The sequence below is a fragment of the Nitrospirota bacterium genome (assembly GCA_035516965.1).
Classification (GTDB): Bacteria; Nitrospirota; UBA9217; order UBA9217; family UBA9217; genus MHEA01.
Genome location: DATIZR010000090.1, coordinates 1 through 23,133, shown reverse-complemented (window position 1 = coordinate 23,133; position 23,133 = coordinate 1). Strand labels below are relative to the sequence as shown.

Sequence of the window (23,133 nt, the reverse complement as noted above, 5' to 3'; positions counted from 1 at the left end):
CCCCCCCACGACCGTCTTGTGCGCGAACGGGTTGCCGCGGTTCGTGGTCCCGAGGATGGTTCCCCCGACGAACAGGATCCCCCGCGTGTTCCACGAGGTGAGCTGCCGGGATTTGGTCGGCGTAAGCAGTCCCTCGAACCCGTCGATGACGCCGGTCACTTCCCAGCCGTACTTGAAGATGGCGGTCTTGGTCACCGCCCTGATGACCGCGTTCAACCCCGGAGCGTCGCCGCCCCCTGAAAGGATACCGATGCGCATGAAAACCTCCGATAGATAGAAAGGCGTTACGAAGGGATCACATTCTTCCCGCAGCAGGAGAATGACGCAACCCCTCGGACATATAGTTGCTCTGATGCCACGCGGGATCATGACGATTTACAGGGCTTGTATCCGCCCTGAGCGGTCAAATCCCGAGCAGCGCTGCTCCACCCTCCCGCGCGATCCTGATCACGTCGTCATGCGGGATCCCTGCCAGCTCAAAATAGGAAAGTTCGGACTCATAGGCTGACAGGTACCGCGGGGCAGGGAGCACGCAGTCGGTCCCGACGGCAAGGGGCACGCCGGATTCATAGGCTTTCCGGAGCAGCTGATGGTGCTGACGGACCAGGCCTGCAATGAATTCCTTCACCGGGGCGGTCGCCCGGGAGTTCTCCGTTGCACGGATAAGGGCGCCCACCGTGGGCACCCAGAAGACATTCTTCTCGACCATCTTCGCCAGCGCCCGCTCAGTCATGAAGAATCCGTGCTCGATGGACCGTACGCCGGCCCGGACCGCTGCCACGATCGCCGTCTCGCCATTCGCATGCGCCATCACCGCGAGCCCGAGGCGGGCCGCTTCTTGAACGATCACCATGAGCTCATCGGCGCTGAACCCGCCCGGCGTAATGGTCCCCGGATCTTTCAGACTGACCAGGCCCGAAGCCATGATCTTTATTATATCAGCGCCTGCCTGTTTCAGCCTGAGAATTTCGTCCCTGATCTCGCCGGTGGTCTCAACGGGCACGCCGAAGCGCGAGCCGTACCCCCCCTTTTTATAAAGCGCCCAGCAGCTGGAGACGATCTCGACACCGCGCGATCGTTCGTTGTCCGTGCAGCCCCCGCCTCCGTATCCGGGACGCGTCCCGGCGATCCGGACGGCGGCAATGCCCGCAGTAAGGACGTCGTCAAGGCCCTCCGGCCTGTCGAGATGAACATGGGCATCTACAAAACCGGCTGATCTCTTTGTCTGCTCCATTGACATCGTGGGATTGTACACTTTCTGCGGGGGTACCACAATGTGATTCATGCAGGCAGCATGCGGCGTTTCTCAGGACTGACCAGCGAGGCGGGGAGGAGGGAAGGGGGCATGCCTTACGGCTCAGGCGGGACGGGGCATGAGGCCACTGTCGCGAAAACTGAAATGGGCGCCGTCGCCGATGATGATGTGGTCCAGCACCTGGATCCCGAGCACCTCTCCCGCCTGAATCAGTCTCCGGGTAAGCAGGATGTCCTCCTGGCTCGGCTTCGTGTCTCCGCTCGGGTGGTTGTGGATGAAGATGACGGCAGCCGCTGATTCGCGGATGGCTGCTTTGAAGGTGTCGCGCGGGTGCACGATCGACGCGGAAAGACTCCCCACGGAGACCTCCTCCTCGCGGATGATCCTGTTCTTGGTGTCCAGCAGGACGCACTTGAACACTTCCTTCCTGAGGTCCCGCATCCGGGGACGGTAGTACTCGGCGACGTCGTGGCTGGAGCAGAGCGACGCCCCGGACAGCTTCGGCGTCTGGTACCTTCTGCCGATCTCAATGGCGGCCTTGATCTCCGCGGCCTTGGCGACGCCGATCCCGGGGATTGCGCAGATCTCCCGGATGCCTGCGTGTCCGATGCCGGCCAGGCCTCCGAACCTGTCGATCAGCTCCCGGCCGAGGTCGACGGCGGACCTGCCCGCCCTGCCGCTCCGGAGGATGATCGCGAGCAGATGGGCGTCGGACAGCGATTGCGAACCGTACGCGATCAGGCGTTCGCGCGGGCGCTCGTCTTCGGGCCATTCTTTGACGCTTTTTCCGTTCTTCTCGGTCATGGCGAGCCTCTCGGCAATGACAAGGGTAGAAGTGATTTCGAAAATTATAGGGTCTTGCCGCTACCCTGTCAAACAGAAAAGCGGCCGACAATGCCGGCCGCCTTTCTCCACTCCCTATTCTGCCACGCTACATCCGCACGAACGCGTCTTTCGGCGCGTTGCAGACCGGACAGGCCCAGTCGTCGGGAAGGTCTTCGAACTTTTTCCCCTCTTTCGCTTCATCGTACACGTACCCGCACACCGTGCATCTCCACATAGGCAGCCTCCTCGTCGTCAAACATGTCTGTCTCGCACGGCGCCGAGCCGGTACTCGGCCCGGGCGTCCGCTGATGTGTCTCTGACTCTAGCTTGATGTGCCGCGGCACTGCCCCGACAGGTCTCCGTCGAACTTCTTCTGGTACTCGGCGGTCTTTTGACCGAACTGCTTCCCGAATTCGAAGCATTTCTCGTCATCTTCCGTGCTGGGCCGGTACAGGACCTCGATGCCGGGTTCGACCGTGTCGAGGCCCATCTGCTTGAACACGGCGTAGGCCTCCTTCACCGCACCGCCGCCCCACCCGTAACTGCCGAAGGCCCCTGCGAGCCTGTTCTTGGGCCTCAGCCCCTTGAGGTGCTGCAGGAATTCCGCGACGGACGGGAACATGATATTGTTCAGCGTCGGCGTGCCCACGAGCATGGCCCTCGATTCCCAGATCCCCTTGATCGCCCTGCTCATCGGGGTCGCCCTGAGCTTCATAACCTGCACGTCGACGCCGGCGGACCTGATGCCCTGCATCAGGGGGATGGTCATATGCTCCGTGCTGTGCCACATGGTATCATAGATGACCACCACGCGAAGGTCCGCCTTGTCGTTCGCCATGTCAAGGTACATCTGGAGTATCTTGCCGGGATCTCGGCGCCAGATGACGCCGTGGTCCGGGGCTATCATGTCTATCTCGAGGCCGAGCTTCTGGACCTCGGCGAGCTTGGCCTTCACCAGGGCGCCGAAGGGCATCAGGATGTTCGCGTAATAGTCCCGGACGGCGTGCTCGAGCCCGGTCACGGAATACTGGTCGCAGTACTCGTCGTCGAACCTGGCCGATGAGGCGAGGTGCTGGCCGAAGGCGTCCTGGCTGATCAGGAGCTTGTCCTCCCGCACATAGCTCATCATCGAGTCCGGCCAGTGGAGCATCGGCGTCTCCAGGAACGTGATCGTCTTGGTGCCCGTATTCAGGGTGTCGCCGGTTTTCACGATCTTGAAGTTCCACCGCGACGTATCGAAGAACCGGTCGAGCCCCTTTTTTCCCCGTGCAGTGATGTAGATCGTTGCGCGGGGCGCCAGCTCCATGATGCGGTCGATGCTCGACATGTGGTCGTTCTCGATGTGGTTGACGATGACGTTCTCGATCGTTGATGGATTAACCAGGCTCCGGATGCTGTCAAGCGTGTATTCGCTGAAGTCGTGCTTGACCGTATCGACGAGCGTCACCTGCCTGTCGAGGATCAGATAGTTGTTGTAGGACGTCCCGTTCGGTGTGACGTAGCCGTGAAAATCGCGGACAGCCCAGTCGATGGCGCCTACCCAGTAAACGCCCGGCTTGATCTCTACTGCTCGCATTCACTCCTCCTGTAGGTCTCAATCCTGTTCATGATGAAAGTATGTGGTTTCCGTGGAAGGGTCAGGACAGTCTGCTTTTTTTTCTGCAGTCTGCGCACTGACCGTAGAACTCGACGTGGCTTCCGAGGATCGTAAAGTCTCGGGCCGTCTCTCCGGGAAGGTCGACACCGATCTCCTCCGGAACGTCCACGATCTTCCTGCAGGAGATGCAGATCAGATGGTGGTGCAGGCTGGTGTTGGGATCGTAGCGTCTGCGCTCGGGATCGATGGTCAGTTCGCGGACCCCCCCCGTTTGGGACAGGGTATTGAGCGTGTTATAGACGGTCGCGAACGACATGGATTGGTATTTTTTAGAAACGGCCTTGAAGATGTCCTCGGCCGAGGGATGGGACGTGTTTCCCTCGAGGTAATCCAGGATCGCCAGACGCTGGGGAGTGCGCTTGAGCCCTGCGCCGAGCCTTCGTTTGGGAGCTTTTTTAGGAGTTTTCATCGTCACGGCGTGCACTTTGGAATTATGATAAGATAAGAATCGTGCCCTGTCAAGGACATTTTCCTTGCCTGGTTGTCCGAGGATATCTGGGCCAACAGCGTCGCCGTTCTCATCGGGCATGGGCTTGAGAGAGGAGAAAAGAATCCCCCTCGGCGGCATGCCGCGAGGGGGGGGTGAGGGAGGTAACGAAGGTTCCCGTATTTCGTAAGAGTATACCGTATCAGGATATCGGCCTGAAGACAACAGCCCAAGCCGGGTATTTCAAGGGTAGCCGATCGCCTTTCTTCATTTTTTGGGGGCTTGACAATCCGCTCCATCACCGTTTATTATGAGCAATGGCCCATGCGGCATATGAGAAATTGCAGGATACGGCGCTCCGGCTCGCGCGTTCACTCGGCCGGCCTCTGTTCTACCGGGAGCAGGCTTCGTTTATACGCCGCGCCGAGGAAGCGCTCGTAAACCATGATAGTATCCGCAAGTGCCGGGACTATCTGGATGAATCGCAGTTGGAGTGCGCTCACGGTCTTTGCCACTGCGAGACGGTTGCACGCGATGCGGGAACCATCGTCCTGATCGAAGCGGCCGCATTGCATATGGATGAACAGGAAAGCGAGAACCTCTTTACGGCGGCCCTCATAGCGGGGCTTCTCCATGACATCAAGCGCAGGGAGCAGGACCATGCCATCCGGGGCAGCATCGAAGCCGAGAGGATACTGACAAAGATCGGGATGGGCCTGCGGGAGCGGCAATATGTGGCCGACGCCATCAGAAACCACGAGGCCTTCCAGGAAACCTTTGATCGTGACGACAGGGCAGGACGGCTGGTGAGCGACGCGCTCTATGATGCGGATAAATTCCGCTGGGGCCCGGAGAACTTCAGCGTGACGCTGTGGCTGATGGTGGCGGACCGGAACACGCCGCTCGAGTCATTGCATCGGACGTTCCGGGAAAAAATGAAGGGCATCGAAAGGATCAAGGAAACGTTCCGGACCGGGACGGGCAGGAGGTACGGTCCGGAGTTCATCGATCAGGGGATCACGATCGGGAACGTGATCTATGAGGAGATGAGCGCGATGCTGAAAAGCCCGGGGGCGGATAACGAGCGCCCGGGATGAAGGCCGGATCGTTCTGGTGCATGATCTGCTGTCATCCGTCCGTAGTCTGTTATCAGTTGCTTATAGCCGTTTCTCTGTCTTCTGTCACTCGCTTCTGTCACTCGTCCTCGCCGTTCTGTTCTTTCTTCCCGTACACCTTCTTCAACATTGCTTCTCCCCGGTCCTTGCGCGCTTCCGCGACGCCGTCACGGATCTTCAGGGTTTCCTCTGCGAACATGGCAGACCGCAACCACTCGTAGCCGAGCTTGAGGAGTTCTGCGTCGTCAACACGCACCTTCTCGATCCGTTCCTGGGGAATATCATAGGTCTCCAGGAAACTGCTTCCGAACACGAACTCCCGGAAGTAGTCGGTGTTGGTGCTGACCATGAAGAACATCTGGTTCTTGATCTCGGGGAATTCCTTCTCGCCGAAGGACTTCTTCTTGATCAGGACCTCCATCCAGCCCCGGTTGATGTCGTCGTAGAGGTCGGCCTGCTGGTCCTTGCGCCACTCGGCAACGGTCCACTCCTTATCCTCCTCAAAGCCCTTGCAGTGGTCTTCCTTGATCATGAAGTAGAATTCGTCCTTGCCGCCCTCAGCGTCCTTCTTCCGGAGCGTCGCCATGCCCACGGGATAGTAACGGCAATTGCTCGGACGGTCCTCATACACCGAGCAGCCGTCAGGGGTCACAAAGGGACAGCTCTTTTTCTCATCGGCGGTCATCTTGAGCGTGATCACCGGCAGGAGCGTCTTGGCCAGGATCTCGATCTCGCAGTACTGGTTGATGAAGTCCTCGGTCGTCATGCCAAGCCGTTTCCGGAGACGCAGAAGATCGTAAGGCGGCAGCACGATATTGATATTGCTGCAGCATGCCGTAAAGCAGCTCACCCCTTTGTGACAGCGAAACTTGAACCGGCTGCCCCCGGTCAGTTTAACGGGCACGACCTTGTCGGTGTTGCTCTTCTTGAGCGGTTCGATATCGAAATCAGCTGCGTCCATCTTTTCTTTTTTCTTTTCTTTCATGACATCCCCTTAACCACACAATACCGATCATGCTATTGCCGCGGGCAGCCACGAGGACCGACCCTATGACATCCATCCCTGAATTTCGGCATGCTGCTTTCTGAACAACTCGACTCCTTCGTGGTCAGGCCCAAGGATCCTCTTGAACCGGTCGAGTGCTTCATAAAACGGCATTACCCGGGTTCCGCTGATCAGGTTGTCCGCGTACGATACGAGCTTCTCTTCGATGGCCAGCGGCAGGTAATCCTTTTCCGGAAGCCCGAGCCTGACCGCTTCCGCGGCCGTGATGCCTGCTCCGACATGGCGTTCGATGATCAGAAGGAGCTGCTCGGAAAAACCAAGCTGCCTGCCGATCTCCACGCCGGCGATGGCATGTCCGATGTCGTGCGTCCTTGACCTGCCGATATCGTGGAACAAGCCCCCAAGACGGACCAGTTCCCGGTCCACCGAACCCTTGAGCCGTTCGGCAATGGAGACCGCCGTCATCGAAACCTTGTGGCAGTGAGCTACAACATCGGCCGAGCAACCGGACCTTATCAGCACATCAGCTTCACGCATAAGCCCGTGAATAATACCATAATTCTGTTAAATTACAAGGCCAGAATCAAGAAGGAAAGACAAATTCGGGCATTCTCGGAGCGGTACAGGGCTTTGAGATCAACAGGTCGGGTGTCGCAAGCGGATGATTCCTGGCCGGTTATCGGCAGACAGCATGAAATATATTTCTTGTCAGAATACTTCGTTCACTCTGAGTTATCCGGCATATCTGCGGATGAAGCACCTGTTTCCATGAGGACAGCCAGCTTCGACCAATCGAAGGAGAGCAGGTTCATGATCTGAGCACGGACCGTCCTTATCGCTCCGGGGAGGTCCCCCTCCCTTTTGAGGTTGTAGAAAGGGAGGACCGCGGAAAAAGCGCGGTCAAGGTAAGCAGAGTCCGGCTGCAGAACATCGTCGCGCCTCGTATAGTAGGGATCTTCTCCGGGCGCGCAGGTCGCCCCGAACACATTGAACTGCCTGCACCCGATCGGCCGAATCGGGTGAATGGCGCAGGAATTCTCGATCAGGAACGGGCATCCCGAAACATCCGCGGCGACGGCCAGCCGGTTCCTCAGCAGGTCCCGTGTGGGGCCTGAAATCATTTTCGATGCATACCAGTAGATGCCGACGATTTCATGGGGGTACAGGGGGAGGTCCTTTTGATGGACGCAGCAGTTGCCGCACCCTTTCCCGCAGGCCAGTTTTTTCTTCTGATTCTTCTCCCTGTTCCTCACCGCGATTGCCACTCCCGTATCCGCAAGCGCGTATGCGTCAAGAAGCAGGGAAAGCCATGGGAGAGACCGTTCCTCGGCAGGAAAGTGCAGTCGTCGCGATAGACCGGCGGCCCTATGATTCTTGTTCTTTTTCATTTCTTCATTCCCCACACGGCAACGTTAAGGAGGCGCGTTCGGAGGACTGTTCAGGATAATGAGTGAGTGTTTGCATCCCTATTTTCAGCTATTTTATGGGAGGTTTTTGTGTTTATCGGAAAACTCGATAGCGTACTCCCAGGCTTGCTGCTTGCGATGCTCTCCCTATTATTATAAGGAAGAATAATACTACACCCGGGCGGAGTGGACAAGCGAAATGAATCATGGAAGAGTAAGGCTTGGTCTTTGCCGCTGCTGCTGACGGTGACCGGCATCGGAATTAAAAAAGGCTGCCCCAGGGGGGGCAGCCTTGTGGGAAACGAATACGCTGTACTTCTTAATGCTTCATCAACGGAACGATCAGGAGTGCAACGATGTTGATGACCTTGATCATCGGGTTGATGGCCGGGCCTGCCGTGTCCTTGTAAGGATCGCCGACCGTATCGCCGGTAACCGAGGCCTTGTGTCCGTCGCTGCCCTTCTTGTGCACAACGCCCTTGCTGTCCGTGACGCCGTCCTCAAAGGACTTCTTCGCATTGTCCCATGCGCCGCCGCCCGAGGTCATGGCGATTGCCTGGAACAGGCCGGTCACGATTGCGCCGATGAGCACGCCGCCCAGGGCTTCTTTGCCCAGGAGGAGGCCCACCAGGACCGGCACAACGACCGGAAGGAGCGCCGGGATCATCATCTCGCTGATAGCTCCCTTGGTCACGATGTCAACACACGCTGCGTAATCAGGCTTGCCGGTGCCTTCCATGATACCCTTGATCTCGGCAAACTGTCTGCGAACTTCCACCACCACACCACCTGCAGCCTTCGCAACGGACTCCATCAGGAGCGCGCCGAAGTAGTAAGGGAGCATGCCGCCGATGAACAGGCCGCACAGGACCAAGGGGTTCGAAAGTTCGAATGTCACAATCCCACCAGTGAAGGAGCGTGAATATTCCGAGAACAGGACCAGAGCGGCCAGCGCTGCGGAACCGATGGCATAGCCCTTGGTCACGGCCTTGGTGGTGTTGCCGACCGCATCGAGGGGGTCCGTGATGTCGCGGATCTCTTTCGGAAGACCGGCCATTTCAGCGACGCCGCCCGCATTGTCCGTGATCGGGCCGTAGGAATCGATGGCCACGACAATGCCGGTCATGGAGAGCATGGACACGGCTGCCAGCGCGATTGCGAAAATGCCGCCAGATGCCGCATTCGCCGCGCCGGAGAATCCGCCGCCAAGCCAGTAAGCGCCGAGGATCGAGGCAACGATCACGAGCACGGGCGGTGCGGTGGACTTCATGCTTACTGCGAGTCCGGCGATCACGTTCGTGCCGTGGCCGGTTAGGCTCGCCTGGGCGATGTGCTGCACCGGGGGATACTCTTTTGCGGTGAAGTACTCGGTCAGCCACACGATCAGGCCGGTGAGGGCAAGACCGATGAGGGAGATAAAGAACACGGTGTTCGCCGTGAACACGCCGGCATTGGCGCCGAGGCCTTCGATAAAGCTCTTGGATACGAAGTAGAACGCTACTGCCGCGATAAGGCCAGCTACGGCCAATCCCTTGTACAGTGCGCCCATGATGTAGTTGTTCTTGCCGAGCCTTACTGCATAGGTGCCGATGATGGAAGCGATGATCGAAACGCCGCCAAGCATGAGCGGGAACTCGATCCACGGGCTGTCTGTACCGAACACGGTCTTGGCGAGGAGCATTGCGGCCACGAGGGTCACCGTGTAGGTCTCATAGAGGTCGGCAGCCATACCAGCGCAGTCGCCCACGTTGTCGCCCACGTTGTCGGCGATCACCGCGGGGTTGCGGGGATCGTCCTCGGGGATGTTCTTCTCAACCTTACCAACGAGGTCGGCGCCCACGTCAGCGGCCTTGGTGTAGATGCCGCCCGCGATACGGGCGAACACGCTCATGAGCGAGCAGCCGAAGCCGAGGCCGATTAGCGCATGGGAAGCGCTCTCCGGAGCCATGGATTTCGCGATGAAATAGAAACCGGCAAGGCCGATGATGCCGAGTCCCACGACCATGATGCCGGTCACGGAGCCGCCCTTGAACGCAAGGCTGAGCGCTGCCTGGAGGCCTTTGCTTGCAGCGGCTGCCGTACGCACGTTGGCACGGAGCGACACCCACATGCCGATGAAGCCGGCAAGGGCGGAACCGACCGTACCGATCACGAAGCCGATTGCAGTCCAGGTTCCGAGGAAGTACCAGAGCACCGCCACAAGGACCACCGCGACGATTGCGACCGTCTTGTACTCGCGCGCCAGAAAGGCATTAGCGCCTTCCTTCACTGCATTGGAAATATCGATCATTTTCTGATTGCCTGCATCCTGCTTGTTCACCCAAATCGCGGTCATGATGCCGTAGATGACGCCGGCAATGCCGCAGATCAAGGCAAATAGAATCGTGTTACTCATTCGTTCCCCTCCTTTAGGTTAGATGATATCATTCTGGATGTTTCAAAGCTTATCAAGATTGGTTCATCATGGCGTCCTTGGGCGCCAACAGCTGCAAGACTTCCCCTCAGGCATCCCCCCCTCAAAAAACACCGTATTCAAGATACATTAGTCGCCTATTTCGCTGAGCTTGCCGCTGATCATGTCCTTCAGATAAGTGTTCTCCGCCTTCAGATTCTTGACCAGGACCCGCACCACATCGCGCATGGACAAAAGGCCCACAAGGCCGCTGGGTTCAACGACCGGCGTGTGCCGGATGTTGTTCTGGATCATGATGGCCATGACATAATCGAGGTCGTCACCGGGCTTGACGACCAGCAGGTTGGTGCTCATGACTTCCTTGATGACGATATCCTTCATGCTCTTCTGCTCGTTCGCAGAGTTCTTCACGATATCGCGCTCGGTCACGATCCCGACGAGCGAGCCCCGGTCCATGACGAGCAGCGCCCCGATGTTGCACTCCGCCATCTGCTTTGCCGCTGTCAGCAGGCTTTCCGAGCTGGTGATGCTGAAGCACTCAAGGCCTTTGATGCTTAAGAGTTCTTTAACTTTCATGTGTGTCACCGATCCCCGTCGGGAAGCCGCGTAGGCGCCCCGCGTTAAGGTTTGGGTCCCTATACGGACAGTTCCATCAGGACAGGCACGAGGCCTGCCCCTACTTGCGTCCCGTATGCTTCGCGAAGACCATTGCCGTGGTGCGGTAGAACAGGTGCGCGAACTTCGAGTAGGGAGCGTATGCGAACAGCGACCAGATGAACACGAGGTGGAAGTAGTATACAAGATATCCCACGTTCATATCGGCCAGCCGAAGCGCCCAGGCGGCCATTCCCGTCGCGCCGACTCCGATGACGATCGTCAGGAAGATCCAGTCGAAGTAGGAGCCCATACCTGCCTTGCCGGCCTGGCCGAGGCGGTTGAGCAGCAGGATCACGACGCCTGCAGCGAATGCGACCGAGCTGACGAGGGCCAGGATCTTCACGGGATCGCTGTTCGGGTAGGGCGACTCGCCGAAATGGAAGGGACCGAACGCCTGGATGCCGAGGAGCTCGTAGCCGTAGAGATAGACGATGGCCCACGTGGTCACGACCGCGAGCCCTGCGAAGGCGTAGAACAGGAGCATGTGGCCCCACTGCCGCATGCGGTTCACGTTGCAGTCCGCGAACTTCGAGTGGGCCAGGATCGTGGTGATTGAGGAGATGATGTCGCCGACCAGGTTGCCGCTCGACTGCATTCCGCCCGCCTGAGCCTTCATGCCGTTCCACAGCCGCTTGATGCCGACGAAGGCAGACACGGCGGCAAAGATCGCCGTCAGAATGAACACGGTATCGATCACCGGCACCGGAACGAACTTGTGGTATGCCATGACGTTGCCCTCGGCCCGGGGCGCCGAGAAGTTCCCGTTCCCGAGCACCAGGAGAATGACATAAAAGAGCGCCATGGGGATGGCGAACAGGATTGGCAGGAGCTTTGCGTCCGTTGCGACCTTCGCGAAGAAGGGCACCATGGCAACGTGCTTGATGCTCTGCTTCCTGATGGCGTTCAGCACTTCGCCGGGCTTTGCGCCGCGCGGGCAGTAGGCCGTGCAGTCGCTGCACTGGTGGCAGAGCCAGACATCGGCGCTCGCGAGAAGCTGGTCCTTCTGGCCCCACTGGGCGAGGACCATCTCCTTGCGCGGAAAAGGGTTCCCCTCGGGGGTCACGTTGCAGACCACCGAGCACGTGGCGCACTGGTAGCACTTCTTCAGGGACTCGCCGCCGCCCTTGATGATCTCGTTCACGAATTGCAAATCCGGCTTGATGACCGTTGCTTCCGACATAAATATCCTCCATTACTGGTTTGGAGCCTTTGTTTACTCTGAACTCAGTACTATGAACTGTTCCTTACATGGTCCTGAACGGATTCGGTCCGATCTCCCTGATCCTGGCAGCAAACTCATTGAGCATGTCCGGGAGTTTTTCATACTCGTTGATGGCGATCTGCATCAGCTGAACACGCTCGGACTCGAGTTGGAGCCGGTTCAGAGTCTCGCTCACCTTGCTGAAGCGGGTATTTGCGAGTTCGCTGCCCTTGACAAAATGGCACTGATAGTTCTCGCCGAACTTACAACCGAGAAGCAGCATACCGTCGGCGCCCTTGGACAGCGCGTCGGCAACCCACACCAAGTTCATGCCGCCCAGGCACCGCATGGAAATGAACCGGAATGCGGGATCGATCTTCTTTCCGGCAATAGCAGCGGTATCGAGCGCCGGATAAGAGTCGTTCTCGCAAACCAGGCAGATGATCGTCGGCTTGTCCTCATCATCGGAGTATTCCACCGCCTTGAGCATCGAACCGATGATGTCGACGCTGTAGTCCTTGAACGAGACGATACGCTCGGGGCAGGCACCCATGCAGGTGCCGCAGCGGCGACAGCGGTTGAGGTTGTACTTCGGAATGCCCTTTTCGTCTTCGTCGATCGCGCCGAAGGGGCATTCTTCCGTGCAGCGCTTGCAGGCCGTGCACTTGATGAGCATCGGGTCGGGGAAGGTGACGTCCCAGGCCCGGGGATGGACCGCAACGCCTCTGGCCACATGGTCCATGGCCTGAATGGCCTTGAACGCAGCGCCCGCCCCGTCCTCCATGGCTTCCGCCATGTTCATGGGCTGGTGCACGCCGCCCGCCGCATAGATGCCGGTCCTCCTAGTCTCGTACTGGAAGCAGATGAAGTTCGAGTCTGCGAATCCGGACGCGCCTTCGAGGGTCGGGATTTCCGGGCCCTGGCGGTAGCCGAGGTTCAGGATGTAATCGGGCTTGGGCGTCTGCTCGAGGTAGTTCTTTTTGGATTCGTCGCCGCCTGCCGCAGCCTTGGTCAGGCCGTCGGCGTATTCCTGCGGACCGCGCGAGGTCGGGACCATGCCCGTCGCGAGGACCACGAGGTCCGCCTCGACCTTGACCTTCTCGCCGGTCTTGGTTCCAAAAAGGGTATTCTCCATTTCGACAAACAGGTTACCGTTCCCGGCGTCGGAAACGCCGGTCACGTCAGCTTTGCTGAGCATGACGCCCGGATTGTTCTGAGCTTCTTTATAGTAGAGCTCGGTCCTTCCCGGTGTTCTGATGTCCTTGTAGAAGATCATGGCAAGGGCATCCTCATTCTGCCGCACGTACTGGGACTGTTTGAGAGACGTGGCGCAGCACATGGACGAGCAATAGGGAAGGTGGTTCGGATCGCGCTGGCCCGCGCACTGTACGAAGGCGACCTTTAGTGCCGGCTTGCCGTCGGACGGCCGCAGGAGCTTACCGCCGTTCTTTTTCGCGATCTCCTCGAGTTCGAGGTTCGTGACCACGTTCTTGAATTTGCCGTATCCGAGGTAGTCGAGTTTGCTCGCATCATAGGGCTTCCAGCCCGTGGCCATCACGATGGCCCCGATCTTCATGGTCTCGCCGTTCGAGAGCGTAACATCATACAGGCCGGGCTGACCGTCGGTCTTTGCAACGGTCGTTGACTTGTAGACCTTGATGTTGGGGTTGTTTTCTACTTCGCTCACGGTCTTGCTAATATCGGTATCAACGATAAGCGGCTTATTGATATAGGATCCCGTTGGGATCTTTTTATAGAGCTTGTTCACAAATCCGCCGAGCTGGGCATCCTTCTCCACGAGCACGACCTTGTGGCCGGCGCCTGCTGCGGAAAGCGCCGCGGTCATTCCCGCGATGCCGCCGCCGATAACGAGTATCGTATTGTTCAGGTCCGGAAGGATGTTTGGCTCGGGCAGGTCGCCCTTCTGGGTCTTGACAATGCCCATGTTGAGGTAATCGTAGGCCGCGTCGTTCGTCGCGTCCGTGTTCGGCTCCATGGTCCAGGCCACGAACTCGCGGATATTGACGCGCTCGACAATGGCGCCGGGAAAATCGAACTCTTCATACTTGACGCGGGGAGAGCAGGCGGCGATGATGATCGTGTTCACGCCTTCCTTGGCCATATCGTCTTTTATCAGCTGAACGCCCTCGGGGCTGCACAGGACGTCATGGAATTTGTAATTCTGGACCTTCTTGGCCGCACCGGCGACCTTCTCGACATCCATCGCCTCTTTGATGCCGCATCCCTTGCAGATATATACGCCGTATTTCTTCTCCATCCTTATTTCCTCCTCAAGCTCTGGATGCTCTTCATGACCACGCCGGTGGCATCCTGCGCGGACCGCGCTACATCAACGGGAGTCTTGAGCGTCCCGGTCGCATAGATGCCCTTCGGGAGCGTTGCCTGGTCCACGAACCCGTCGTCGGTCGGCGCAATTCCCGCACCCTTGAGGGACTCTGTCGAAGGCTGCATGCCCGTGGCCAGGACGACCATGTCAAAGGTCTCGGTGATCTTGCTGCCGCCGTGGATGTCCTCGGCGGTAACCTTCACATCGCCGTTCTCTGCCTGCTCCACCTTGGCAACCTTACCCTTGATAAAGGACACGTTTTGGTCTTCCTTGATCTTGGTATAGAACCGGTTCTCATAGAGGCCGGGGGTCCGCATATCGATATAGAAGATCTTCGCCTTTGCGTCGGGATAGAGCTCGCGGACATACGTCGCCTGTTTGATCGAAGCCAGGCAGCAGATGTAGGAGCAATGGGCCAGATGGTTCTCGTCGCGCGAACCAGCGCACTGCACAAAGGCGATGTTCTTCACTTCCTTGCCGTCGGACGGCCTCACGATCTTGCCGGCCGTGGGGCCATTGGGTGCCGCAAGACGCTCCATCATCATGTTCGTAACAACGTTCTGGACCGAGCCGAAGCCGAGATTGTCCATCTTCGTCGCGTCATAGGGATTCCAGCCCGTGGCCATGACCACGGCGCCGACCTTCACGTTTACGGTCTCGGGTTTCATGTCGAGGTGGATCGCATCGTATTTACATGCCGCAACACACTTGGCGCAGGACGCGCCCTTGCATGCTTTTTCGTCGATGACGTACTTAAGCGGGAAGGCCTGATTGTGCGGGAGGTAGGCGGCTTTGGTCTTGCTCATGCCGAAGTCGAAGTCATTCGTCCGGTCTACATCGCAGGCCTCCGCGCATTTGTTGCAGCCCGTGCACTTATCGTTCACGAACCGGGGCTTGGTCTTTATGGTTACATCGAAGTTGCCCTCGGTGCCGGAAACTTTCTCCACCTCGGCCATGGTGTAGATCGTCACATTGCCGTTATTCTTGATGCGTTTATACTGGATCTCGAGACCGCAATTGGGGGGACAAAGTTTCCAGAAGTACTTATTCAGCTGCGTCACCCGGCCGCCGAGGTAGGGGTTCTTTTCCACCAGAATGACCTCGGAGCCCGCTTCCGCGGCTTCCACTGCCGCCGTAAGGCCGCTGAAGCCCCCGCCGACAATCAACACTCTATTTTCCGCCATGATATTTTCATCCTCCTTAAAGCAGTGCACACTACGTGATCGTAAATTGGAAATTGGAAATTGGAAATTTTACTGCAAGCAATGCAGGCTGGTTTGTTCTTGCGAGGTAAAATCTACAATCTTCAATTTCCAATAAAATCTCCGGGAAGGGCAAAGCCCTCCCCGGAGTTGTGGATGTTCCTAATGTTTTACAGGAGCTGCGTCCTCAACGAGCTGCACGTAGGGGACCTTCTTGACTTCCCAGGTGTCCTTCGCGATGTCGTATTTCGAGTTCACGAAAGCCTTCCAGTTGGTGTCGTCCACCAGGTCGAAGTCGCCACGATAGTAGTAGCCGGGATACCGCGACTCTTCCCGGAACAGGATGTGGCGCGCATGGGCTTCCACGGAGAGGATGCGGTGATAGTTCTCCCAGCAGCGCATCAGCTCGTGCAGGTTGGAAGCGGCCATCTTGGAGGTGTCCTCCTTGAGCATCTGGAGCTGCTTCAACCCTTCGTCCAGCATGGTCTTGGAGGTCATGTACCAGGTGGAGATGCCGCCAAAGTACTCGTCCGAGATCTTCTGGAGCCGGGTCTGGAGCATTTTCGGCTTGATGTAATTCGGGTTGATGTCCGTCGCCGTGGTATAGGTCTTGTACTTCTCGTAGACCTCGAACGGCAGGTAGAGCTCGGCAGCCAGGTGATCCGCCGTTTCATTGATGGTCGGCTTGTAGTTCGGGTTGTCGAGGATGAAGGCGATCGCATTCTTGGCTGCGATGCGGCCCTCGGCATGGGAACCCGAGGAGAACTTGTGGCCTGAGGCTCCGCAGATGTCGCCGCACATAAAGAGACCCCTTACGGTCGACTGGCGGTTGTAGTTCCCTGCCGGCCATTTCTTGTTCCACTCTTCGGGCGCGCCGAGGTCATCGGGGCCGCAGCACCAGAAGCCCGCGCAACCGGCGTGAGAACCGAGGAGATAGGGCTCGGTCGGCATGATTTCCGACGGGGTCTTGTCCGGCTCGATGTTCTTCGCGGCCCAGAGTCCGGCCTGGCCGATGGCCATATCGAGGAAGTCTTCCCATGCCTCTGCCTCGAGGTGCTTCACCTTCTTGGCGCCCTCTTTATCGCCGAGCTTTTCCTTGAAGGTCTTGTTGATCGCCGCCATGGCATCATCGGTCCTCATGAGGATCGGGCCTTTGCCGAGCTTCATGTCGCGCATCATCAGGTGGTTTCTGATGGCCGTGCCGAGGTTATCGACATACTTGCCGTACTTGGCCTTGGCTTCCGCCAGGGCATCCGCCTTGGCGCAATAATCCTCTCCGAGGCTGTTGGTCGCCTTGGCCTTGAAGAACAGGAACCAGGCACCCACCGGGCCGTAACCGTCCTTGAAGCGGGCGGGCACGAAGCGGTTCTCCATCATGGTGAGCTCTGCGCCGGCCTGGAGGCCCAACGCATAGCCGGAGCCGGAATTCCACACCGGATACCAGGCGCGGCCCTGGCCTTCCTGGGTCGACCGGGGACGGAACACGTTCACCGCGCCGCCGGCTGCCAGGACCATGGCCTTTGCCTTGAAGACATAGATCTTGTTCTCACGAACGCTGAAGCCGGCCGCTGCTGCAACCCGGTTCGGCTCTTTTGCGTCATTGTAGAGCTTCACGATGAACACGCGCTCGAAGTGGTTCTGCGCGACACCGGTCGCCTCACGGTTGGTCTGCAGGGCCTTCTTCGCGGCTTCCGCGACGATGACCTTGTAGGATTCGCCGTTGATCATGATCTGCCACTTGCCGGAGCGGACCGGCTTGCCGCCGTCCTTCAATGATGCCTTGCCCGCTTCCTTGGCCTGGAACCCGTCCAGGGAGAAACCGTCGTCTCCCACTTTCCAGATCGGGAGGCCCCACTCTTCGAAGAGCTGCACGGAATCATCGACGTGACGGCCGAGGTCATAGACCAGGTCCTCGCGGATGATGCCCATGAGGTCGTTCCGTACCATCTTTACATAGTCCGCCGGATCGTTCTCACCCATATAGGTGTTGATGGCCGACAGGCCCATGGCGACGGCCCCGGACCGGTCGGTCGCGGCCTTGTCCACCATGGTGATCTTCATCTTCTTGGGGTTTGCCCAGCGCGCACCCTCAAAGGCCGCGCCGCAGCACGCCATACCGCCGCCGATGAGGAGGAGATCGGTTTCGATTTCTTCAATCGCCGGCTTCTTGCAGAATGAAAAGGTACAAGTCTCTTTTTCCATGAGTAATTCCTCCTTATTTCTTGATTACCGGCATCGGCTTCGACGTTGTGAAGTAGCCCGGCTGTTTGAGTTTTGCCATGTCCGCTTCGGGTTTGCCCTTGTAGGGATCGACCGAACCCTCGGCGGTGGTCCTGATCGGGAACTTGAACCGCTTCAGGATCCCGTTCCGGAACTTGATGGTCCACATGATGGAATCCGTACCCCGCATCGGGATGACGTTCGCGCCCAGGGGAGCGAAGTCCTGGTAGGCCCGGATCTCGATCGCCTGCTGCGGGCAGATCTTCACGCAGTTGTAGCACTCCCAGCACTGCTCCGGTTCCTGGTTGTAGGCCTTCATGAGATCCCTGTTCAGGGTCATGAGGTCGTTCGGGCAGATATACTGGCAAGCAGTTTTATCTTGCGCCTTGCAGCCGTCACACTTTTCTGTAATCACATAACTCGGCATGTTTCTGAACCTCCTATCTATGGAATGTAGTGAACTGCTGTCGCAGTTGTAAGCATGTCGGTAACGGTGCTCTTACTTGTGCGTATGCGTGCCCTCGGCGTGGCTGTGGAGCTTGATCTCCACCTTCTCGGTCAGGCCGGCATAGTATTTCTTGAGGATCTCGAGCACTTCGGGGCGGCTGAAGTGATCGGGAACGTTCTCGCCCTCGGACAGCATCTTCCGGAGCTTGGTGCCGGAGAGCATGAGGCGGTCTTCCTTTTGATGCGGGCAGGTCCTCATGGAGGCCATGCCGTCGCACTTGAAGCAGTAGAAGGTGTGGTCGATCTTGAGGGGCTGGGTCTCGAGAGCGCCCGCCGGGATCTCATCGAAGATCTTCTGGGCGTCGAAGGGGCCGTAGTAGTCGCCCACGCCGGCATGGTCGCGGCCGACGATCAGGTGGCTGCAGCCGAAGTTCTGCCGGAAGAGCGCGTGGAGAAGCGCTTCCCGCGGTCCGGCGTAGCGCATCTCCATGGGATAGCCGGACTGGATCGCCGAGTCCTTCACGAAGTACTTCTCCATCAGGGTGTCGATGGCATTGGCGCGAACATCGGCCGGGATATCACCCTCTTTCAGCTTGCCCAGGATCTGGTGGATCAAAACGCCGTCCATGGTCTCGATGGCGATCTTGGCGAGGTACTCGTGGGAGCGGTGCATGGGGTTCCGGGTCTGGAACGCGGCGATCTTGCTCCAGCCCTTCTCCTCGAACATCTTGCGGGTCTGGGCCGGGGTCATGTAGATGCCCTTGAAGGTCTCGGGGAAGTGGGCCTCGGAGAGGACCTTCACCGGTCCGGCCAGGTTGAACTCGGGCTGGTTCATGACCTTCTGGACGCCCGGGTGGCCGGCAACGTCAACGGTCCGGAAGATCTGCTTGCACTCGTGCTCCTTGTCGGCCTTGGACATGGCATACTTCTCTGCTACCTTCATGGTGGCCATGATCGCGCCCGACTCCTCGTCGACGAGGGTGATCTCTTCGTTCTTCTTGAGTGAATTGGCGAAGTCCGCGGTCGCCGAGAGCGTCACCGGGACCGGCCAGAACGTTCCGTCGGCCATCTTGTACTTGTCGCAGACGCCCTTCCAGTCCCTCTTGGTCATGAAGCCGGTGAGCGGCGTGAATGCGCCGATGCCCATCATCACGAGGTCTGCGGTCTCGCGCGAGGAGATCTTGAGCTGCTTCAGGTTCTTGGCCTTCTTCATCTCTTTCTGAAGGGCCGCCCCTGCCAGAAGAAGCGGCATAAGCTTCTTCCTTTTGCCGTGAGGCTTTACGAGTGCCATAACGTGTTCCTCCTTAAAAGAATTTTAAATCTAAAAATAAGTCTTATAGGTCCAATAGGTCTTATAAGACCTATCAAAGTCCCTTACCCGAGAACTGCGGTGACCTTGTTGAAGATATCGTTGATGCTGCCCACGCCCATTACGGTCTTCATGATGTTCTTCTTTGAGTAGTAATCGATGAGCGGCGCCGTCTGCTGCTGGTACACATCGAGCCGCTTCTTGATGGTCGCTTCCTTGTCATCGTCGCGCTGGAACAGCTCTCCGCCGCACTTGTCGCAGACACCGTCCTTCTTGGGTGCTGAAAAATAGATATTGTACATCTGCTGGCAGCTTTTGCAGGTCCTGCGGCCGGTGAGGCGCTTCAGGAGGTCGTTCATGTCCACGTCGATGTTGAGGGCGACGGTGAGGGGGATGCCGTTACCGGTGAGGATCTTATCGAGGGCCTCGGCCTGGGCCGTGTTGCGCGGGAAGCCGTCGAGGATGAAGCCGTTCTTGGTGTCCGGCTGTTTAAGGCGCTCCTCAACAAGCCCCAGCACGATCTTGTCGGACACGAGGCCGCCCTGGTCCATGATCACCTTTGCCTCTTTGCCGAGCGGCGTGCCGTCGGCAACCGCCTTGCGAAGGATGTCCCCCGTGGAGATTTGCGGGATCTTGTACTTTTCGATCAACATCTTCGCCTGCGTGCCCTTGCCGGCACCCGGCGCTCCGAGCAGAACGACCCTCTTCGCCATCTGACGTGATCCTCCGTAGAATAAATTAATTTAATGCGGGGAATGGAATGAAGACGCAACAAGGCCTTCACCAGAATTTAACCGGCCTATAATCGTTGAAATGGAGTTATTTTTCAAGTTAAAAATTATAATTTGAATATTAGTTTTGTTTATAAACGCGGATGGGTGCGCAGGAATTGGGCAAGTTTTTCAAGTGCTTTACCCCGGTGGCTGAGCCGGTCCTTCTCTTCGCCGGTCATGTCGGCAAAGGTCCTGTCGAACCCCTCGGGATAGAAGACCGGATCGTAGCCGAATCCTGTTTTTCCCTTAGGTTCCGGCCCGATACGGCCTCGCGCAGATCCCAGGAAGGTTCGTACGGTACCATCCGGATAGGCCAGGGCCATGCAACAGATGAACCGGGCGGTTCGTTCCCAAGCGGGGACGTTCTTCAGTTCGGAAAGAAGTTTTTCATAGTTCTTCACGTCGTTCGCTCCGCTCCCTGCATACCGGGCCGAGTAGACACCAGGAGCTCCGTGCAACGCATCCACCTCGAGGCCCGAATCATCGGCAAGCGCCGGCTTTCCCGTGCAGCGACAGACCTCTACCGCCTTCTTTGTGGCGTTCCCCTCGAAGGAATCCCTGTCCTCAACCGTTTCAGGACAGTCGGGATAATTATCCAGGGAGAGAATGGTGATCGGAAGACCTGCGGTGATCCTTTTGATCTCCTCGATCTTCTTTTTATTGCGCGTGGCGAGAACGATTTCCATAGGACCTCGAATTCATATCAACCGCAGATAAACACGGATGAGCACGGATACGATGAAATGAATCGTGACATTTTTTCCGGAGAGCGCGCTACAGTATCACAAAATGCGGTTCATTTCAACCGGAAGGATGGGCAAGAAGGATGAGATGGTGAGGGAAAAGCGGGTGACTCATCGCGTTCGCGATGCGATCAGAACCTCCTTTGCTTTGATTATCCCCGTGATCGTCTCGTTCACCGGCACGGCGATGTCCTTCTCCCGTGCCAGCCGGACGATCGCTCCGTTCAAGGCATCGATCTCGAGACGCTTGCCTGCCTTGACATCGTAGTACATGGAGGGGAAATGTTTCGCCGTGGGAGGGACAAGCTTTGTATAGAAGTGGTTGCGGTATTCACCGGCTGATCGCCAGTTCAACGGTTTGCCATGCGCCCGGGCCACCGCAAAGACCTCCTCGATGATGGCGTCCATGATGCGGCGGGTCTCACCGTTCTCCGCTAACTGCCCATAGGTGCATTCGAGGATCGCGCCGAGCGGATTCAGCGCCGCGTTGTACAGGATCTTGTCCCAGAGCACGGCCTCGATGTTCTCCGCGTATTTGGTCGGAATGCCGGCATGAGCGAACGTATCGGCTATTTCCCGGATGCGCCCTTTGTCCACGGCGCCCCGGGGCTGGCCGATCCTGACATCATCGGCAATGACCGTCACCTCCGCCCTTCCCGGGCCGTGCAGCTTCACGCCGAAGATGATCCGGGCGAGCAGCGAGTGCTCTTGCCCCACGGCGTCCGCAATCGTCTCGTAATTCCCGTACCCGTTCTGCGCCGAGATCACGAGCATACCGCTTCTGACCAGAGGCTTGACCTGCGCGATGGCGGCCGCAGTGTCAAAGGACTTGACCGCGATGATGATGAGATCGATTGTTTGTTCTTTGAGCGGTTCGATGGTCCCGAAGATGCCGTCGATCACGGTCTCGTGCCCTCCCCAGATGCCGTTGACGCGAAGCGTGCGATCCGCAAGTTCGGGGAGATATTTCTCTTTCGTGAGGGCGAAGACCTTGTGGCCGGCCCTCTTCAGGAGCGTCGCGAACACCGTGCCCAAGGCGCCGAGTCCGGTGACGAGAATCGTAGAGGGCGATGAGGTGGTCATAGGGAGAACGCAGCAACCGGCCCGGTGAGCCGTGGGCAGGTGCCTGTTTCAGGCTTTATCCGGAGAGAGTGACCCCTGGTACCGGCCAGGGGACCTCCTTCCTGTTCGATGCGATATCAGGGCGGGCATTTCGCGCAGACCGAGGTGAACAGGGCCGTGCTCAGGTACCGGTCGCCGCGGTCGGGCAGGACCACGACGATCGCGCCGCGCTTCATCCGCCTCGCCACGGCGAGCGCGCCGGTCACGGCCGCCCCGCTGCTCATGCCCGCGAAGATCCCCTCCTCGAGCGCGAGGCGGCGCGTGGTCGCGAACGCGTCGTCATCGGTCACGCTCAGGATCTCGTCCGGAAAGGAGCGGTCGAAGATCTTCGGCACGATCGACTCCTGCATGTTCTTGAGCCCCTGGATCTTGTGGCCGAGGAGCGGCTCCACGCCCACGACCCGGATGCGCGCATCATGCTCCTTCAGCCGTCTGCCCGCGCCCATGAGCGTGCCCGTGGTTCCCATGCCCGCGACGAACACGTCGATGGCGCCCTTCGTCTGTCTGATGATCTCCGGGCCTGTTGTTTCATAGTGGGCCCGTACGTTCGCCTGGTTGTCGAACTGGTTCGGCATGAAGTACCGGGCCGGCGATTCCCCCACCAGGGCCCGCGCCCGCTTGATGGCGCCGTCCGTGCCCTGGTCGCCCGGGCTCAGGATCAGCTCGGCGCCGAAGGCCTCGAGGATCTTCCTGCGCTCGAGGCTGACGCATTCCGGCATGACGAGGACGACCTTGTATCCCAGGGCCGCACCGACCATGGCCAGGCCGATGCCCGTGTTGCCCGACGTTGCTTCCAGGATCGTGTCCCCTTTTTTGATGCGGCCCGACGCTTCGGCGTCCCGCACCATGGCAAGCGCGATCCTGTCCTTGACCGAGCCGCCCGGATTGTTCCCCTCCAGTTTCGCGAAGACCTGAACGCTGGGGTTGGGGCTGAGCGACTCGAGCTTCACGAGCGGCGTGTTGCCTATGCTGTCCAGAACTCCCATGGGACCTTTCTGATCATTTTAA

At 58.5% G+C, this 23,133-nt stretch carries 22 protein-coding genes; 1 reads left to right on the top strand and 21 read right to left on the bottom strand.

Annotated elements, in window-relative coordinates:
• From VL197_13585 to VL197_13560, 6 genes are all read right to left on the bottom strand, one after another.
• On the bottom strand, positions 1 to 258 hold a 258-nt coding region (locus tag VL197_13585; protein ID HUJ19010.1), incomplete at its 3' end, for a 6-phosphofructokinase.
• Positions 259 to 403: 145 nt separating this feature from the next.
• Positions 404 to 1,285, bottom strand: a complete 882-nt coding sequence (locus tag VL197_13580) for an amidohydrolase family protein (protein HUJ19009.1) — start codon at positions 1,283 to 1,285, stop codon at positions 404 to 406.
• 72 nt (positions 1,286 to 1,357) lie between these two features.
• On the bottom strand, positions 1,358 to 2,059 hold the full coding sequence (radC, locus tag VL197_13575; protein HUJ19008.1) for a DNA repair protein RadC: 702 nt from the start codon (positions 2,057 to 2,059) through the stop codon (positions 1,358 to 1,360).
• A 127-nt stretch (positions 2,060 to 2,186) separates the two neighbouring features.
• Positions 2,187 to 2,321: a rubredoxin gene (locus VL197_13570; GenBank protein ID HUJ19007.1), complete on the bottom strand. Its 135-nt coding sequence runs from the start codon at positions 2,319 to 2,321 to the stop codon at positions 2,187 to 2,189.
• 81 nt (positions 2,322 to 2,402) lie between these two features.
• A complete protein-coding gene (locus VL197_13565; GenBank protein ID HUJ19006.1) occupies positions 2,403 to 3,656 on the bottom strand; it encodes an FprA family A-type flavoprotein in 1,254 nt (417 codons plus the stop codon).
• Between the two features lie 61 nt (positions 3,657 to 3,717).
• Positions 3,718 to 4,146 carry a transcriptional repressor gene (locus VL197_13560; protein HUJ19005.1) on the bottom strand — a complete coding sequence of 143 codons (429 nt, stop codon included), beginning with the start codon at positions 4,144 to 4,146 and terminating at the stop codon, positions 3,718 to 3,720.
• A 335-nt stretch (positions 4,147 to 4,481) separates the two neighbouring features.
• Here VL197_13560 and VL197_13555 point away from each other — a divergent pair, with 335 nt between their 5' ends.
• A complete protein-coding gene (locus VL197_13555) occupies positions 4,482 to 5,261 on the top strand; it encodes a hypothetical protein (protein HUJ19004.1) in 780 nt (259 codons plus the stop codon).
• Positions 5,262 to 5,358: 97 nt separating this feature from the next.
• Here VL197_13555 and VL197_13550 read toward each other — a convergent pair whose 3' ends face one another.
• From VL197_13550 to cysK, 15 genes are all read right to left on the bottom strand, one after another.
• Positions 5,359 to 6,264, bottom strand: a complete 906-nt coding sequence (locus VL197_13550; GenBank protein ID HUJ19003.1) for a YkgJ family cysteine cluster protein — start codon at positions 6,262 to 6,264, stop codon at positions 5,359 to 5,361.
• Positions 6,265 to 6,327: 63 nt separating this feature from the next.
• Positions 6,328 to 6,822, bottom strand: a complete 495-nt coding sequence (locus VL197_13545; protein HUJ19002.1) for an HDIG domain-containing protein — start codon at positions 6,820 to 6,822, stop codon at positions 6,328 to 6,330.
• 185 nt (positions 6,823 to 7,007) lie between these two features.
• Positions 7,008 to 7,673, bottom strand: coding sequence for a YkgJ family cysteine cluster protein (locus VL197_13540; protein ID HUJ19001.1), 666 nt, complete (start codon positions 7,671 to 7,673; stop codon positions 7,008 to 7,010).
• 337 nt (positions 7,674 to 8,010) lie between these two features.
• Positions 8,011 to 10,086: a sodium-translocating pyrophosphatase gene (locus tag VL197_13535; protein HUJ19000.1), complete on the bottom strand. Its 2,076-nt coding sequence runs from the start codon at positions 10,084 to 10,086 to the stop codon at positions 8,011 to 8,013.
• Between the two features lie 147 nt (positions 10,087 to 10,233).
• Positions 10,234 to 10,680 (bottom strand): CBS domain-containing protein, encoded by a 447-nt coding sequence (locus VL197_13530; protein HUJ18999.1) that lies wholly within the window; start codon positions 10,678 to 10,680, stop codon positions 10,234 to 10,236.
• A 100-nt stretch (positions 10,681 to 10,780) separates the two neighbouring features.
• Positions 10,781 to 11,941 carry a quinone-interacting membrane-bound oxidoreductase complex subunit QmoC gene (gene qmoC, locus VL197_13525; GenBank protein HUJ18998.1) on the bottom strand — a complete coding sequence of 387 codons (1,161 nt, stop codon included), beginning with the start codon at positions 11,939 to 11,941 and terminating at the stop codon, positions 10,781 to 10,783.
• 64 nt (positions 11,942 to 12,005) lie between these two features.
• Entirely contained in the window at positions 12,006 to 14,240 is a 2,235-nt protein-coding gene (locus VL197_13520) for an FAD-dependent oxidoreductase (GenBank protein ID HUJ18997.1), read from the bottom strand.
• A 2-nt stretch (positions 14,241 to 14,242) separates the two neighbouring features.
• Positions 14,243 to 15,493 (bottom strand): CoB--CoM heterodisulfide reductase iron-sulfur subunit A family protein, encoded by a 1,251-nt coding sequence (locus VL197_13515; GenBank protein HUJ18996.1) that lies wholly within the window; start codon positions 15,491 to 15,493, stop codon positions 14,243 to 14,245.
• A 180-nt stretch (positions 15,494 to 15,673) separates the two neighbouring features.
• Positions 15,674 to 17,713 carry an adenylyl-sulfate reductase subunit alpha gene (gene aprA, locus VL197_13510; protein ID HUJ18995.1) on the bottom strand — a complete coding sequence of 680 codons (2,040 nt, stop codon included), beginning with the start codon at positions 17,711 to 17,713 and terminating at the stop codon, positions 15,674 to 15,676.
• A gap of 13 nt (positions 17,714 to 17,726) precedes the next feature.
• Entirely contained in the window at positions 17,727 to 18,158 is a 432-nt protein-coding gene (gene aprB / locus VL197_13505) for an adenylyl-sulfate reductase subunit beta (protein ID HUJ18994.1), read from the bottom strand.
• 72 nt (positions 18,159 to 18,230) lie between these two features.
• On the bottom strand, positions 18,231 to 19,469 hold the full coding sequence (gene sat, locus VL197_13500) for a sulfate adenylyltransferase (protein HUJ18993.1): 1,239 nt from the start codon (positions 19,467 to 19,469) through the stop codon (positions 18,231 to 18,233).
• Between the two features lie 83 nt (positions 19,470 to 19,552).
• Entirely contained in the window at positions 19,553 to 20,200 is a 648-nt protein-coding gene (locus VL197_13495) for an adenylate kinase (GenBank protein HUJ18992.1), read from the bottom strand.
• Between the two features lie 149 nt (positions 20,201 to 20,349).
• Positions 20,350 to 20,946 (bottom strand): XTP/dITP diphosphatase, encoded by a 597-nt coding sequence (locus VL197_13490; GenBank protein HUJ18991.1) that lies wholly within the window; start codon positions 20,944 to 20,946, stop codon positions 20,350 to 20,352.
• Between the two features lie 168 nt (positions 20,947 to 21,114).
• Positions 21,115 to 22,086, bottom strand: coding sequence for a ketopantoate reductase family protein (locus VL197_13485; GenBank protein HUJ18990.1), 972 nt, complete (start codon positions 22,084 to 22,086; stop codon positions 21,115 to 21,117).
• 116 nt (positions 22,087 to 22,202) lie between these two features.
• Positions 22,203 to 23,111: a cysteine synthase A gene (cysK, locus tag VL197_13480; protein HUJ18989.1), complete on the bottom strand. Its 909-nt coding sequence runs from the start codon at positions 23,109 to 23,111 to the stop codon at positions 22,203 to 22,205.
• Between the last annotated feature and the right edge of the window lie 22 nt (positions 23,112 to 23,133).